Genomic DNA, 15965 nt, shown 5'->3' with positions numbered 1-15965 from the left:
TACGGTTTGTGAAGGGAAATATATAAAAAAAGGAGAATGGATCGTGATGAATAGTAAAAAGAAATTTCTATTAGGGATGTGTACGGCTGGATTCTTGGTATTAGCTGGTTGTGGAAATGCGCCAAACGAATCGAATGCTGCTCTAGATAAAAATGTGCCTGACCAAAATACGACAGAAAACACTAACGAAGATCCGGCTGAAACAGATTCTGCAAAAAATGATTCAAGTGCTGTCCCAGAGGAGAAAGATAAGGATGGGAAGGATACAGGTAGTGACGAGAAAACGGATGTAGACAAGAAAGAGAATGAAGGTGCTAGCAAGAATGAATCAGAAAACAAGAATGAAGAGAAGGAAAATGCCGATAGTGAAACGGAAACTGTCAGCAGGGAAGATATAAGCGAGAAAGCAACAAATTCAACTACAGTTCAGAATGAGGAAGCTACACCAACAGAAGAGGCTGCTAGCCGAAAAGCAGTATATCTTGAAAAATTACATGCAGCCAGCACAGAAACAGAAGAATTAAGAAATAATCCAGCAGATTCATCCACATATGCGATGAAAAATGTGGAAGGAAATAATTTTGATACTTGGGATGGATTATTAAATGAAATATACCAAGTGCTGGAGAACCAGCTAAGTCAGGAAGATATGGAGCAAGTCAGACAAGATCAGCGTGAATGGATAAATTATCGTGATAGTAGCGCAAAAGAAGCGTCGTTAAAATATGAAGGCGGTACGGAGGAACAATTGGAGTACACGACTGTATTGGTAAACCTTACGGAGGAGCGGTGCTTTGAACTACTGGAGAACTATATGAAATAGTATCTAATACAAAGGAGAGGAGGATTTGTTGAAGTACCTTTCTAAGAAAAACTGGTCATTTTATATTGCAATTTTGGTTGGGATTACCGCATCTGGCGCATGGAATTTAATCGAAGTGTATATCGATGAGCTTCATCCTATCGTTATGGTTATGATTGCCTTAGTTCTTATCACGCTTCCAATTCTCGGTGTGATTTATGCATTTCATATTAAGCGTTTGTGGATCAGAATAAGTATGATAGTTATACATAGCGCAATTGGTGCATTCTCAATTTGGTTAGGGTTCATGATTATTTATATTTTGCTTTTTGTTTTACATTTTACTAATATGTTCCGTACTTTCGGAACATAATTGAATGCACAGTGTAGCGGAAATAATTCTCGTTACACTGTGCGTTTTTTTAGTGAACATATTTATTTTCGAAATATACTGTGATTTGATAAAGTGTGCTGCATCATGCTATAAGTGTAAAAGAAGATTTTTTTAAGATTATAGTTTTCCTTGTATTTATAATGAGAGGATTTTTTATATGATAGATAATTTCTGGCGTGATTTACCACGACCATTTTTTGTGCTGGCGCCGATGGAGGATGTGACGGATGTTGTGTTCCGTCATGTAGTAAGCAAAGCTGGCAGACCAGATGTATTCTTTACGGAGTTCACTAACTCAGAGAGCTATTGTCACCCAGATGGGATCGATAGTGTGCGAGGCCGATTGACGTTCACGGAAGACGAGCAGCCAATGGTGGCGCATATTTGGGGAGACAAGCCTGAAAACTTCCGCCAGATGAGTATCGGCATGGCGGAAATGGGATTCAAAGGTGTAGATATCAATATGGGCTGTCCTGTTCCAAACGTTGCAGGTAACGGAAAAGGAAGCGGCCTTATCAGCCGTCCGGAAGTTGCTGCTGAATTGGTGCAAGCTGCCAAAGCAGGCGGGCTTCCAGTAAGTGTGAAAACAAGACTAGGATACACGGATATAGAGGAATGGCGTGACTGGCTGACGCATGTATTGCAGCAGGATATTGCCAATCTTTCCATTCATTTGCGTACAAGAGCGGAAATGAGTAAAGTGGATGCACATTGGGAATTGATTCCGGAGATCAAGAAGCTTCGTGACGAGATAGCTCCGGATACGTTGTTGACAATCAATGGCGATATTCCAGACCGCGAAACTGGCTTGAAGCTTGCTGAACAATACGGCGTTGACGGAATTATGATTGGACGGGGTATTTTCACCAATCCTTTTGCCTTCGAAAAGGAGCCAAAAGAGCATTCCAGCAAGGAATTGCTGGATCTTTTAAGACTGCACCTAGACCTGCATGATCAATATTCTAAAAAAGAAGCGCGTGCCTACAAACCACTTCCACGCTTTTTCAAAATTTATCTCCGCGGATTCCGAGGGGCAAGTGAGTTGAGGAATCAATGCATGAACACGAAGTCGACAGATGAAGTGCGTGCCTTACTCGATGAATTTGAGAGTAAGTATCTTGTTGGAGCGGAAGAGCAGTAAGGTTTATACGAAGTTTAATATGAACTGGATTTCGGTATTTATCTCCGAAATCCAGTTCTTTTCGTTATATTGAAAACGAAGGTTCTTTTGAATATTACTTACTTATAAATTATCAATCCCTTGATTATATAGCTTTTCAAGCCTCAATCACTCCGAATTCATTGTTTGATTTTCCGGTAGCTTAGCTTTAACCCTCCCATTGAGAATTATCTGGAATAGTATAAAATGGAAATAAGAAGATACTCATCGAAGTATGGATTACGGGAGTGATAATGAATGAGTGTAAGTCCTAACATAGCGGCACTGACTTCTCTCCTCACGGAAAATTCGAGAGCAACCATACTGGCAGCGCTGATGGATGGAAAATTCCATACGGCCAGTGAACTGGCTTATATGGCAGCTATCAAACCTCAGACAGCGAGTTTTCATCTTGGAAAATTGCTTGAAAATGGTATTGTCATCACGGAAAAGCAGGGGAGATTTCGTTACTTTCGCTTAGCAAATGATGAAGTGGCACATACCCTTGAAATATTCATGTCCATATCTCCCCCACCTGAAGTTCGATCGTTAAGGCAATCAAGTCAATTGAAAAGGTTAGAAAATGCGCGAACTTGCTATGATCATTTAGCAGGGCGTGTCAGCGTCCAATTGACTGATATCATGCAGCGGGAAGATTATATAGCAAGAAATGAAAGGGAATTCATCGTGACCTCCAAGGGAGAAGTCTTTTTTAAGGAATTAGGAGTAGACATAAAGAGCATGGCGAAAAAGCGGCGTTCCTTTTCACACACATGCCTTGACTGGAGTGAACGCAGTCACCATGTTGGAGGGGCTCTGGGAAATGGGCTGCTGCAGAGGTATACGGAACTAGGATGGATCGAGAGCGGCGCAGCATCTCGTGAAGTCAGGATAACTGCCGCGGGGAAAATAGGGTTTAACGACTTTTTTGGACTGGAAACTGTAGATTGAATGCTTCTTGAATAAAGGTGGAATGCATGCGCCAGTAGATGCATACATAGGAAGATTGGAACAGTAGACAAAGGGAAATTTTTACATCAAAAAATTACATGTAAAACGTGGATAGGAGAAGGAAGTCTGACTTATCGGATGATCTGTTCATGATTGCTCAGATTTCCTTTCCTTTATTTTCTCTATCAGCAATCCTGCACCTACAACAAGAACCACAATGTCCACCAAACCGAACGCGCTGAAAAAAGCATCACTAAATGTGTATCCAGTGCTTAGTCTGTATATGAACGAAACCAAGGAAAACAATGCGAAATAAAGAAACATATAAGACAATCTTCTTGTTATGAGCCATATTAAAAGACCGATTATCCATACGCCTAAAATGAGCCAGCCGGTAGCAGTCATCAAAACACCCATTCCATTTATTGGTTTAGCTCCATCATAATGTTCTTATAATCACATGTAAAGCACAAATATACCATCAACTTAAATTGATTCGGTACCCATTTTGAAGCCTCCTGTAAAAAAAGTAAGGTGCAATCAAATCATCTCGTTTTTACAAAATATACCACCTCGCAATGCAGTTAAACCTTCTCGTACAATTAATATAATCCGCCTTAATGTTGATTTGTCACTAAATTTGTGAAAGACAGTAGGTGATTTAATATGCTGATTCTCATATGCGGTATCGGTCACTTGATGGCTAGTCTTATCCTCAGAACAGAAACAGGAAATATCAGCAGAATAGCAGGCTATCGAACGAAACGTTCCATGAAAAGTGATGTGTTATGGAATTTAGGACAGTCATATGCTGGGAAGCTGCTTGTGTTGGCAGGGGTGATGAATAGTATCATTGGCGGGCTGGTATTATTGTTTCTCCGCTATGATAATGAGTTTTATGTGTTTGCTGAATTGCTGTGGGTGATTGTGTGTTTATTTTTAGTTTTTGGTTTAACGGAATGGGAATTGAAGCGGAAAGAAGAAGAGATGAAACAACAGACAGATTGACAAGGGTTAATTTGATAAATTACTAACTGATTAACATATATTTGAAACGCAAAAGTATGACTTTCGTATACGTTTTAGATAATTGTTATTAAAGAGCGGAAAGGGGAGTTTATTTGATTGAAAATATGAAATTGTTAGTGGTTGGACTGGTTCTTTTCACTCTATCTGCAGTAATGACTTTTCCTTTTCCAAATCGATATCCTTTAGGCGAAACAATTGCAATGCAGTTGGATATTCCGGCAACCTACAATGGGTTGCATTTTGTGAATATAGCAGCCATTCTTCTATTTATTATAAGTTTATTTTTCCTGACAAGATCTTTGAAAAGGTATCATAAGCGGGTAGTCGTGTTAGCTATTGTAGTGATTGTTTTCGTACCCACCATGCTTGTAAGTGCCTACCAACATACAATTGCTACGGGTGTTCATGCCGTGAATTACGAGCAAGAATGGAGTTCGTGTGTATTAGAGATGGTAGGTGAATCAACCATGGACGGAGAATGTGAACTGCCTTTTGAGAATTACAGCAATGACAAGGTACAGTTCACCGTCGAATTATATGAAGATATTCCTGAAGGTGAAACGCCAATGGTATCACTTATGAACAATGGTGAGCCATATGAAGTCGAATTGATGCCGCATGAAAGGAAAATAGTGAAAATAAATAAAGAAATCGATGTTTCGAACACGGCAAATCATATCGAATGGGGGCAGGCATGGGAGGTAGATGTCATCATTAAATCTGGTGAAATGAATCGGGAACTCTAAGTCTTTTGGAGGGGTGCAGTATTGTTAAAAGCAATGCATATAGGTTTGGCGGTAATTGTAGTATTTCTTTCGGTTTATAGTATTTTAACAAGCAAATCTAATGCCCTTATTTATTTACAATATTTGATGGGATTGATGTTAATTATAATGGGGTTTTCTGAAATAAAGAGAGAGCGTAAGCCAATGGCCATCACACTGTTTGGTATTGCCTTATTCGTGCTTTTTGTAGCTGTCTACACTAGTTTTTAACTGTTTCATGACACAAAAAAAACAGGACCAAATCAAGCAGAAAAAAGCTTGGTCTGGTCCTATGTTTATTCAACGCTTCTCCTCTATGAAAAGCTGCTTTTTATCCCATTTTCCCCACTTATAATAAGAAAAAGAAAAGATACTGCTTAAGATGAAACTAATCCCCATTCCTAGTGGAATCCCGTGTTCTCCGAGGAAATGGGAACAGATAGATGTCAGCGGGTAACGCAGCAGCCAGAAGGAAAGGACGTTTAAAACGAGTACCTGATACATCGCACCTGAGCTGCGGACGATCCCGTTCAAAATGAAATTCAGTCCGATGAATGGATAGAAGAAGGCGATGATTTTCAAATAATCGGTACCGAACGAAACAGCACCTTTTTCTCCAATGAACAAGCTGGTCAGCGGCTCTGCCAGTAAAAAGACGAGCACTGCAATGATGAGCATGATGGCTAAATTGTACAATGCGCCGTACTTCGCTATCTCCTTTACTCTATCCCAGCGGCCGATACCGATATTCTGGCCAGCCATGCTGTTGACGGCTGTACCTAATGCCATGGCAGGCAGCGTGATCAGACTATCAATTCGCTGGGAAGCCCCGAATCCAGCAACGACCGCTCCGCCAAATGAATTGACCACACTCATGATTGCTGTTACACCAGCGTAGATGACCATCATTTGCAATCCAGAGGGAATACCCAGTTTTAAGATAAGTAATACTTGTTCTTTCGTTGGCAGATAAGGAACCGACAATGGAGCAAGTTTGTTGCGAAGCATATAGCCCAAGCCTAAAAGAAAAGAGATTGCTTGCGACAGTACAGTGGCATATGCTGCGCCTTGGATTCCCCAGCCGAAACCTGAGATGAATACCGGAACCAGTATTGTGTTCAAGATGACCGCAATGAGTACAAACTTCAGCGGTGTCTTACTATCTCCAAGCGCTCTTAAAACAGTACCGATGAAATTGTATCCCATCAGGAATAAAATGCCGACAAAGTTGATTTGCAGATATACTTTTGCTTGTTCGACCATGTCAGCTGGAGTATGGAGCATGACGACAATTTGCCGGGAAAACAGCAAACCAAATATTCCTACAAATATGGATAATAAACCAAGTACCACAACAAAGGCATTAAGATAATCTTTCAGGCCTTGTGTGTCACCTCGTCCTCGCTGTTGGGACAAAACTGTCAGTGTAGTATTATTGATTCCAATGATGAATGCAAGCACTGTCAGCAATATGGTCGAGGAAACAGTTACCGCACCTAATGCATTTGCGCCAAGTAGATTTCCGACCCACAAACTGTCGATGAATTGATAGGATACTTGTAGTAAGTTCGTAAGCATGATAGGACCGGCAAAAGTGATAAGCTGCTTCACGATCCGACCTTTCGTAAAATCCTGTTGCACCAAGTTGGTTGACACTCCTTATTGGTATGATGCCAGTGTTGCGTCTAACGATCACTTTGCTGTAAAAACATGCGAACAACGTAAACAACAACTCCAGAAATAAAACACTAAAATAGGTTATCACATAAATCAAGAACCCGCACAATCTAAGAAGACAGCCAGATTTGTGCGGGTCTTTTTAACAGGTGAAGTAAATCATTTCATAACTGCTTGTATGCTTCTGTCGTCTCAATGGTATAAGCCCATCCATCTGCCGCTGCACCATTGATATTGGTTAGATTGCCTTCTTGGTCTTTGATAACAGCTTGCTTATTCATGACGGCTTCGTAGAGATTTTGGTCAGTTTTTAATAATGCATGCTTTAGGGTGGCGCCTTGGAATAAGGTGATCTTGCTGCCATTTATGGATACTAGCATGTTGAATCTCCTGTCAAGTGAATATTATATCAATTTATTATACGCAATTATTCAAGTAGGAACGAAACATTTACACTATTTAACATTTAATTTACAGAATTTTTTGGGCATTAGTATATAGTTACATAGTATGTGTTCAAAGAAAATAGAAGATAAAGGGAGAGCAAAAGGTATGAGGAGTGTGCAGTACGCACCAAGGATGTTTGCTGTTTTTGCCGTTTTGATCATGTTATTTTATTCTTTGTTTGGGGTGTTTTCTCCTTCTGTCGTCCTAGGCGCTAGCGGAGATGAATCTATTGAATTGAAAGTTTTACATACGAATGATTTTCACGCCAATATAGATGATTTTGGCAAGATTGCCGCTTATATAGATGCTGAAAGAGAGCAAGCGGATCGTTCCTTGTACTTGGATGCTGGTGATATATTCAGCGGTAATCCGGTTGTAGATCTTCAATACGGTAAACCTATTGTCGATTTGTTGAATGACATGGGCGTACAAGCCATGACCATGGGTAATCATGACTTTGATTACGGACAAGAAGAAACGATCAATAGAATGAAGGAAGCTAAATTCCCGTGGTTGAGCGCAAATACAATCGTTGGTGAAAATGCAGCAGCAGACTTTCCTCAGCCAGAGCCTTATAAGATTTTCGACGTTGATGGTCTGAAAGTGGGCGTGCTCTCGCTGACCGAGACGCCTCCATCCACTTCTCCTGATAACACGACAGGAATAACGTTTGAGGATCCAATCGAGACAGCTAAAAAATACGGTTATTTAGAAGATGAGACAGATGTATTCATTGCACTTTCACATCTTGGTTATTCAGAAGACCAGAAATTGGCAGCAGAAGTGGATTCATTTGATGTCATCATCGGTGCGCATTCTCATACGACATTAAACGAACCGAAAGTTGTCAATGGCACGCCGATTGTACAAACAGGTTCAAATGGTACAAATGTGGGTAATTTGACGATTACTTATAATCCGCAAACACAAGCGGTGGAAAAAGTAGATGGCTTCTTGCAGCCAGTCAGCGCATTGACAGAAGTTGATGCTGCAATACAAAGCAAGGTCGATCAATATAACGCAGAAATGGAAGAATTATTAACCGAGGAGATTGGCCATACAGATACTGGGCTAAGCAGAAGTGGAAGCCTTGATACAGCACTGGGAAACTTCTGGACAGATGCCATGCGTTTCAAAACGGAATCGGATGTGGCGTTGACGAATAATGGCGGAATTCGAGCCAATATACCAGCAGGAAAAGTAACCGTCAATGACATTTATACAATCGAACCTTTTGCAAACCAAATCATGAAATATGAGATGACTGGTGCAGCACTGAAAGAAGTTATCAAATATTCCTATGAACGTCGCAGCTCCGTTGATCTGCAAACATCTGGATTACATTACAAAATCATCACAAACAACACTGGCAGATATATCGATGCAGAACTAGAAGTTGATGGTGCGCCGATAGAAGATGACAAAACTTATATTGTTGCAGTGGGCGACTATATCGGTACAGGTGGAAGTGGCTATAACTTTGATGGAAAAGTACTTGAAGCATTATCGGGAACAATGACCGATGCGATGATCGCTTATGCAAAACATCTGACTGCTGAAGGGGAGAATATCAACTACTCCAGAAACGAGCGCATCACAACGCAAGTATCCAATGAGGCTCCGATTGATGGAACTGAAATCGGGCGTACGGAAAATGGTCTATCGTCTGCAAATAATGGAGCAGGTGATTCGGGATTAGGTAATTTGTATACTGATTCCATTCGTTCGGCAACGGATGCTGATTTTGCCATTCTAAACGGTTCATCTGTAGCGGGCAATATTCCAGCAGGTACCATTACAGACAAACAAATTGAGTTCCTTGATAGTTTTGGGAATGAAGTAGCAGTTGTGAAAACGACTTTGGATAAATTGAAAGAAGTTATCCTGACACAATCTAATTATCACAATAGCATTGATGTACAAGTATCCGGACTACACTATGAATTGATCAAAGAGAATAATAAATTCACGGATGTTATCTTTACACTGCCAGATGGCAGTCCGTTGGATGAATCCAAAGAATATACGGTAGCATATAACGATTATATGCATGGCGGCAGTTATTATAATCTAGCCGATCAGACAGTTGACGGTGACTACGGGAAGGTTTGGGAAACGGTAGTCAAGTACGTCAGCAGTCAAGAAAACGCCATTGATTATAGAGAAGGAACTCGTATCAGCATTACCGATAATTCTTCTGAAACATTGCCGGAAGAAAGAAATTACGTGACAGTTGCAGAAGCGATTGCAGCAAATGAAGGAACAAAAACAGTACAAGGCTACATTGTCGGTACGATGACAGGTAAGTTTGATGGCGACTTTACTGCAACAAACCTGATGTTAGCTGATTCACCGAATGAACGAAATATGGAAAAAATTATTCCTGTTCAATTGCCGACAGGATCCATCAGAAGTGAATTGAATTTAGTCGATAACCCTGATAACTTAGGTGAATTAGTTCAAATAACTGGGGACTTGGAAACTTACTTCTCCGTACCAGGCTTGAAGACACCATCAACATACGAGTTTGTAGAAGAAGAAAGTCCTGAAAATCCTACAGAGCCAGGAGAGCCTAAGGAGACGATTGCTATCTCGGATGCTCGTCAAATCCAAGACGGTGAAGAAGTCACTATTGAAGGAGTAGTCACTACCAATACAGGCGGCTGGGGCAGCAAAGGATTTTATGTACAAGACGAGACTGCTGGAATTTATGTATTCCAAAACGCAAAGGATTTTGCACCCGGTGATCTGGTCCGCATAACAGGCGTGAAGGGGCAATATGGCGGGGAAATGCAAATAGCTTCTCCTACTAGCCAGGAAAAAATTGGCGATGCCGAGGTGCCGGCACCAATTCAGGTAACTCCTGCAACGATTTCTGCGCAAAATGAAGCGCAGCTTGTACAGCTTGAAAATGTCACCATTTCGAATCTGCAGCAAGTCAATGATTATGGAACATTCGAATTCACAGCTACGAGTGAAAACGGAGAATCAGTACTTGTACGAGTGGATAATCGTACAGGGCTAGTCTTCAGTGATTTTGCATTTGAAAATGACTGTAATGTAACGATTACTGGTGTATCCAGTCAGTTCAACGGTACCATTCAGTTAAAACCACGTGGCGTGAGCGACATTGTAGCATCTGAAGAACCGGTAACCGAGGATCCAGGAACAGAAGAGCCAGGGACAGATCCAGGAACAGAGAATCCAGGGACAGAGGAACCAGGAACAGAAGAACCGGGAACAGAGAATCCAGGAACAGAAGAGCCGGGAACAGAGAATCCAGGGACAGAGGAACCAGGAACAGAAGAACCGGGAACTGAAAATCCAGGAACAGAAGAGCCGGGAACAGAGAATCCAGGGACAGAGGAACCAGGAACAGAAGAACCAGGAACAGAAAATCCGGGAACAGAGAATCCAGGGACAGAAGAACCAGGAACTGATGATCCAGGAACAGAGCCAGGAACTGATGATCCAGGAATAGATGATTCGGGAAGCGAGCCAGGAACAGATGATCCAGGAATAGAACCAGGAACAGACGATCCAGGTACCAAAGATCCTGACACACAACAGCCGGATAAAAATTTAGTGGTTGAACCGAAACCATCAAATGCTGGCAACCAAATAACAGTGCCAATAAGTGATGGAACACAGCTTGATAATGAAACAGAAGAGGGCAAGAAATTGCCTGATACTGCTACACCAATTTATAATTGGATCTTAATGGGCTGCTTGACTATTTTGCTGGGCGGAACTGTTTTGATTGTTCATCAAAAGAGAGTAAAAAGATAAGGATGTATAAGAGCCATGAAGCTGTGTCTTCATGGCTCTTATACATATATTGGAGAGGATAGATAATGTAATATATAATTGACATACTTGGTAATTGTCACATATAATGTACCTTTACTGCACTGGAGAGGGTGTATGACTTGAATAAAGTCAATCTATACAGAAAGCGGATAGGCTTGACCCAGATTGAGCTTGCTAGAAAAGTTGGTGTGGCTCGGCAAACGATTAATCTAATTGAAAACGATAAATATAACCCTTCATTGTCTCTGTGTAAATCTCTGGCAAGAGAACTTCATACAGATTTGAATGCTTTATTTTGGGAGGTAGAGGATGAAAGACAAAATACTTAATCATTTTATTGGTGTAATGGACAATAGAGATGAGTATCAAAAACAAGAAATACATAAGGAATTAGCTTTCTCCGGTATTTTATTATGGTGCCTGACTATGCTGGTGATGTTAGTAAGTTTGATCAATGATACTATTCAAAGCGATGTATCATTAGTCACTGTCTGTCTTTTTATAATCAATATGGTTTATGCAGCAATAATCACGACCAGAATCAGAAAGAAACACCTTGATGAAACAGATTGCATGACGCAAGAAGAATACGAACAGAAAAAATGCCAAATAAAGAAATCCACTGCATTCATAGGTATTATCTGGGGAACGGCTATGTTCATTACCAATGATTACATACTCCCGTTTCTTTCAAAGGAAGAAGTAAGCATCGGCTGGGAGTCCATTGTTTGGGTTTGCGGCGGAGTATTCTTTGGTATGACGATGTATGCTTTTTCCAAAATGAAACTGAAGAAACACTTCTGATTGTTTTATGCTCGAATGTCGCATCAATAGTCGGAATAACGCATCTGATTAGGGTAATCCTAACTTTGTACAAATTCTACTTTGGAGGGATATTCCATGGTCAAAGACTCTTATGCACCTCGTGAGAAGAAAAATGGCGAAGGTAAGAAGCCAGATGAACAAAGAAGAGGCAAAGCTAGATCGAATACACGCGGCGGAAGAAATTAAGTGCTTTGTTGTTTGTAACATATATTAAAAAAATCCGTAATCTGACCTGGCATTCGGTATGCATCTTATCGAATGCCGGGTCTTTGCATATTTGTTCCTAGCTTCCTTGCAAAGGTACGCTAATAATAGAGTTTCTTCTATATTAAACAGGAAGTAGTAGGTATCGTACAGCGTAGAATCCTTGAAAATATCCCTCCTTGTGACCGTGATAATGAAATAAAAACAACAAATATAATTTTTATCTGGTATCCTGCCCGAAAACATGATAAAAAAGGAGAGGAATCAATTTAATAATTTGGCTTTCATTATATATGATAGATTAATCGATTCCGTAAGAAAGGAGGAAAAGTAATGAAGAGTACACGTGAAATTTTGGAACCAAGAGTCATGGAAACTGAAATCAATCATTTAGATAATAAAGGTTCTGGTATAGCTTCTGTCCGGATTGAGACGGGGCAGGATAAGCCGCGTAAAGTAAAGCTGACAGTACCGAAAACATTACCAGGTGAAAAGGTGCGGGCGATGGTTGCTTGGCCGCATGCGAAAAGATCGAAAGCTACTTTGGAAGAAGTCGTGGAGGCGCATCCGGAACGTGTTGCTGCTCCTTGTCCCCATTTTGACCTTTGTGGCGGATGTGCATGGCAGCATTGGCAGTATGAAGGACAGCTGAGACAAAAAACGACTCATGTAAAAGAGTCACTCATCAGTCAGGGCTTTGACCCGGAACTTGTGAAAGACACCATTGGTATGGAAGGGAACCCTTGGCATTATCGCAATAAGATGGAATTCACATTTGCGGCGGATGGCTCGATGGGATTACATGAACAAGGGAATTTCCGCAATATCATCCCGCTTGAAACATGTTTGATCGCAGGCAGCGAGATGAAGGATGCCGTCATGGAAGTGGCAGCATGGGCCAAGGACCATGCATTGAGTGGTTACAATAAAGAAAAACACGAGGGTCTGCTTCGTCATTTGATGGTGAGACAATCATTCATCACTGGCGAAATCATGTTGGGGTTGTTTGCCACTGAGACTCCTGATGGAGACCTGGCTAAGGAAGTTGGGGATCTTGTCCAGCGCATCGAAGAAAAGTATCCCAAAGTGAAAAGCTTGTTATGGCTAGTCAATACGGACTGGGCTGACCGTGCACAGTCAGAGGATACACATCTGTTATCAGGACGTGATTTCATTTATGATGAAATCAGCGGCTACCGTTACCGTCTTTGGTACGATACTTTCTTCCAGACCAACCCGGTCCAAGCACAGAAACTGATCGACCTTGCTCTTGAAATGGCACAGCCTAAGAAAGATGAAAAAATGCTGGAGCTATTTTGCGGGGTCGGAACCTTTTCCCTTCCGTTCGCCAGCAGAGTGGAAAAGCTCGCCGGCATCGAGATTGTAGAAAGTTCCATTGAATCAGCAAAACGCAACGCTTCGGACAATGGTATTTCCAACACTTATTTTCTAGCGGAAAACGCCCGCTATGGTATTGACCGAGTGCTCGACCAGCTTGGCACACCTGACTTGCTACTGCTTGACCCGCCTCGCTCTGGCGCTGGTGGTAAAGTAATGCGTAAAATCGGCCGATCCCAGCCGAAGCGGATTGTTTATGTATCCTGTAACCCAGAATCATTTGCTGTTGATGTCAAGGAACTGGAGCAATTCGGTTATACACTTGATCAAGTGCAGCCGGTCGACTTGTTCCCACATACAATGCACGTAGAGTGTGTTGCAGTGCTGACTCTGAATTAAATGCTAAAAAGGACCAGATTACAATATCACGGTAATCTGGTCCTTTTCACTATTTTGCTGGTAAGTCTTCAATTGAATCTATGTCCATGTAGGATGGTACAACCAAACCAGATTTTGCACCTGACAAGTTTGGACCTAAATCAGTAATATCATCTTTATACTGCTCAAAGAATGAGCCGTGTGTTATCGGTAACCAAGGAGCTACCGATGCATCACCTTCCCCTTGAGCAATGGACTGGAACATTACAGCTGGATCGACAGGGGTAAGGGTTACCTCAAATCCTTGTTGTTCTAATACTTGTTTCGCAACTTCTCCAGATGCTCTTTCCGAATCCCATGGAGTAGAAACCAATTCCAACTCTTGTCCCTGTACCTTTTCTACACCATCTGTCCATTCCTTTACTTTATCTTGATTTGCATCAATCCATTTACTTGCGGCCTCTTGAAACTCCATTTCCTGTGCATCAGCCATCACGGCTTCGATATCTTCTGTTTCCCAGCTAAAACGATCAAGTACTTCATAAGCAGCAGGCATATCTTCTTCTAACCCTTTTCTTGCTATTGTATGTATGTTTTCATCCTCACCGAATGTGCCGTTGGGGTCATCTAAGTATTTCAGATCATAAGAAGCGAACATCCAGTGCGGGTTCCAGCCAACTATCACAATTGGTTCTTCATTATCAATTGCTTCACCTAACTCTGTTAACATTCCAGCAGTGGAGCTTTCAAGAAGGTCCCAGTCATTCAGGTTCTCATAACCTTCTATTGTATCTTCAGCAAGTCCCATTGCACCTGCACCTGGTTCAATACCAGTAATTGTATAATTCAATTCTTCCCCTAGATTTTCAGGTTCTCCATTACTTTGGGAGCTGCCGCATCCTGTTAATACAAGTATTAAAGATAAGACCGTTACAATTCCAATCAACTGCTTTTTTATCAAAAAAATTCCCCCTTCTTTAAATACAAGCCTCATTCTACCGTATACAGAATGTACAGTAAATTCAGTTTAAACTGTATAAACCTGTTTGTGGTGCTGTTAAACAGAGTTAAAATAAAATTATCTAACTGATCCGTAGAAATACACCTTAATGGTCTGATTTACTTGAAATTGCATTCAAATTGGTTAATGGTGGGAAATAAAAAAGGAGACAGGTAGTTGATTTTGACGCTTTTCAATACCTAAATCTGCTGCGTTATCTTTTATGGAATTATTCTATAAAAGCAGAGAAGGCTTATACCTAAAAAATAGAGATAAGCCTTTTTCGCAATTAATAATAAGAATCATTTTCCCGCCAATTTTCTTCTTCTGCATCCGACATCACATCATCAGGATCGATCAATCCGGTCATCTCAAATGTAGCTCCATTATCGTCCGAAACAAGCGTAGCTTTGACGTTTCCGCCGTAATAATCCCCATTTGCGCCTTGTCCCATTGTCATGACAATCTGGTCACCATCGTAAGCTGCAGAATCCATGACCGTAAAGACATCGCTGTATATGCCTGGTAAGACAACCTCAAATTCATCCCAGTTTAAGCCGCCGTCGGTTGTACGATAATATTCAGTTGGACCTGTTGCGCCGAAGCTCATGAAGCCTATGTCCTTGGAGGCGAATGTTCCGGTCTGGACAATTCGTCCGCTAGGTCCATCACCTTTCAGAGTCCAGGTTTTTCCACCATCCGACGTTTGAAACACTTGGTTGCCTTCGGTTGACGTCGTCCTGCCGCCTGACAAAATGACAAAGCCATCTTGTTCACTGGTGAAGCCGATGATCCGCAAGCGGACACCATCGATTGCATCCGGCAATACCGCTGTCTCCCATGTCTTACCTTCATCTGTTGATGATATTACGGAAGTTTGCTCAAACCCGCCGGTAATAAAAGCAAATCTGTCCTCGGTCAATATATAACTTTGATCTATCAGTTCTGTTTTAGAACCTTGGTATTCTCCTCCAAAAAGCTCGCCAACCTCAACTGGAACCTTCGTCCAATCCTTTCCGCTATTTGCCGTTACTTGCAGGCCTGCCTGGTCGATTGTATACGAAATAGCTGGACCAGTTTGCGTTTGCGGAGGCGGCTCTATGATTGCTGGAGCTTCTTCTTCCTGGCAGCCGGCTAATAGAAGTAAACAGAGACAAATACCCAACACATATCGCATTTTCTACTTC

At 41.4% G+C, this 15965-nt stretch carries 15 protein-coding genes; 11 read left to right on the top strand and 4 right to left on the bottom strand.

What is annotated here, in order from left to right:
• Positions 1–46 precede the first annotated feature (46 nt).
• The 7 genes from SFC66_RS11525 to SFC66_RS11495 all read left to right on the top strand — a co-directional run bounded on the left by SFC66_RS11525 (position 47) and on the right by SFC66_RS11495 (position 5330).
• On the top strand, positions 47–823 hold the full coding sequence (locus tag SFC66_RS11525; protein WP_411219110.1) for a lysozyme inhibitor LprI family protein: 777 nt from the start codon (positions 47–49) through the stop codon (positions 821–823).
• 25 nt (positions 824–848) lie between these two features.
• Entirely contained in the window at positions 849–1175 is a 327-nt protein-coding gene (locus SFC66_RS11520) for a hypothetical protein (RefSeq protein WP_411218875.1), read from the top strand.
• A 178-nt stretch (positions 1176–1353) separates the two neighbouring features.
• Positions 1354–2337 (top strand): tRNA dihydrouridine synthase, encoded by a 984-nt coding sequence (locus SFC66_RS11515; protein WP_411218874.1) that lies wholly within the window; start codon positions 1354–1356, stop codon positions 2335–2337.
• Positions 2338–2613: 276 nt separating this feature from the next.
• The gene (locus SFC66_RS11510) at positions 2614–3306 is read left to right on the top strand and encodes an ArsR/SmtB family transcription factor (protein WP_411218873.1); all 693 of its coding nucleotides are present in this window, start codon (positions 2614–2616) and stop codon (positions 3304–3306) included.
• Positions 3307–3972: 666 nt separating this feature from the next.
• Positions 3973–4314: an SdpI family protein gene (locus tag SFC66_RS11505; protein ID WP_411218872.1), complete on the top strand. Its 342-nt coding sequence runs from the start codon at positions 3973–3975 to the stop codon at positions 4312–4314.
• Positions 4315–4427: 113 nt separating this feature from the next.
• On the top strand, positions 4428–5081 hold the full coding sequence (locus SFC66_RS11500; protein ID WP_411218871.1) for a hypothetical protein: 654 nt from the start codon (positions 4428–4430) through the stop codon (positions 5079–5081).
• A 21-nt stretch (positions 5082–5102) separates the two neighbouring features.
• Entirely contained in the window at positions 5103–5330 is a 228-nt protein-coding gene (locus SFC66_RS11495; protein WP_411218870.1) for a YczI family protein, read from the top strand.
• 69 nt (positions 5331–5399) lie between these two features.
• Here the strand turns inward: SFC66_RS11495 and SFC66_RS11490 are convergent, their stop codons facing one another.
• Both SFC66_RS11490 and SFC66_RS11485 read right to left on the bottom strand, forming a co-directional pair.
• On the bottom strand, positions 5400–6743 hold the full coding sequence (locus SFC66_RS11490) for an MATE family efflux transporter (protein ID WP_411218869.1): 1344 nt from the start codon (positions 6741–6743) through the stop codon (positions 5400–5402).
• Positions 6744–6940: 197 nt separating this feature from the next.
• On the bottom strand, positions 6941–7156 hold the full coding sequence (locus SFC66_RS11485) for a hypothetical protein (protein WP_411218868.1): 216 nt from the start codon (positions 7154–7156) through the stop codon (positions 6941–6943).
• A 172-nt stretch (positions 7157–7328) separates the two neighbouring features.
• Here SFC66_RS11485 and SFC66_RS11480 point away from each other — a divergent pair, with 172 nt between their 5' ends.
• The 4 genes from SFC66_RS11480 to rlmD all read left to right on the top strand — a co-directional run bounded on the left by SFC66_RS11480 (position 7329) and on the right by rlmD (position 13799).
• Complete coding sequence (locus SFC66_RS11480; RefSeq protein ID WP_411218867.1) at positions 7329–11012, top strand: 5'-nucleotidase C-terminal domain-containing protein; 3684 nt, start codon at positions 7329–7331, stop codon at positions 11010–11012.
• Between the two features lie 140 nt (positions 11013–11152).
• The gene (locus SFC66_RS11475; RefSeq protein ID WP_411218866.1) at positions 11153–11362 is read left to right on the top strand and encodes a helix-turn-helix transcriptional regulator; all 210 of its coding nucleotides are present in this window, start codon (positions 11153–11155) and stop codon (positions 11360–11362) included.
• The gene (locus SFC66_RS11470) at positions 11343–11837 is read left to right on the top strand and encodes a DUF3278 domain-containing protein (RefSeq protein ID WP_411218865.1); all 495 of its coding nucleotides are present in this window, start codon (positions 11343–11345) and stop codon (positions 11835–11837) included. The genes SFC66_RS11475 and SFC66_RS11470 overlap by 20 nt, the downstream gene beginning before the upstream one ends.
• A gap of 558 nt (positions 11838–12395) precedes the next feature.
• A complete protein-coding gene (gene rlmD, locus SFC66_RS11465) occupies positions 12396–13799 on the top strand; it encodes a 23S rRNA (uracil(1939)-C(5))-methyltransferase RlmD (RefSeq protein WP_411218864.1) in 1404 nt (467 codons plus the stop codon).
• Between the two features lie 49 nt (positions 13800–13848).
• Here rlmD and SFC66_RS11460 read toward each other — a convergent pair whose 3' ends face one another.
• A complete protein-coding gene (locus SFC66_RS11460; protein ID WP_411218863.1) occupies positions 13849–14739 on the bottom strand; it encodes a glycine betaine ABC transporter substrate-binding protein in 891 nt (296 codons plus the stop codon).
• Positions 14740–15067: 328 nt separating this feature from the next.
• A complete protein-coding gene (locus tag SFC66_RS11455) occupies positions 15068–15955 on the bottom strand; it encodes a WD40/YVTN/BNR-like repeat-containing protein (protein ID WP_411218862.1) in 888 nt (295 codons plus the stop codon).
• Positions 15956–15965: the final 10 nt, after the last annotated feature.

The sequence above is a fragment of the Terribacillus saccharophilus genome (genome assembly GCF_046592895.1).
In the GTDB taxonomy this organism is placed as follows: Bacteria; Bacillota; Bacilli; order Bacillales; family Amphibacillaceae; genus Terribacillus; species Terribacillus saccharophilus_D.
The sequence above is the reverse complement of the archived record's forward strand: the minus strand, read 5'-3'. Positions and strand labels throughout refer to the sequence as shown.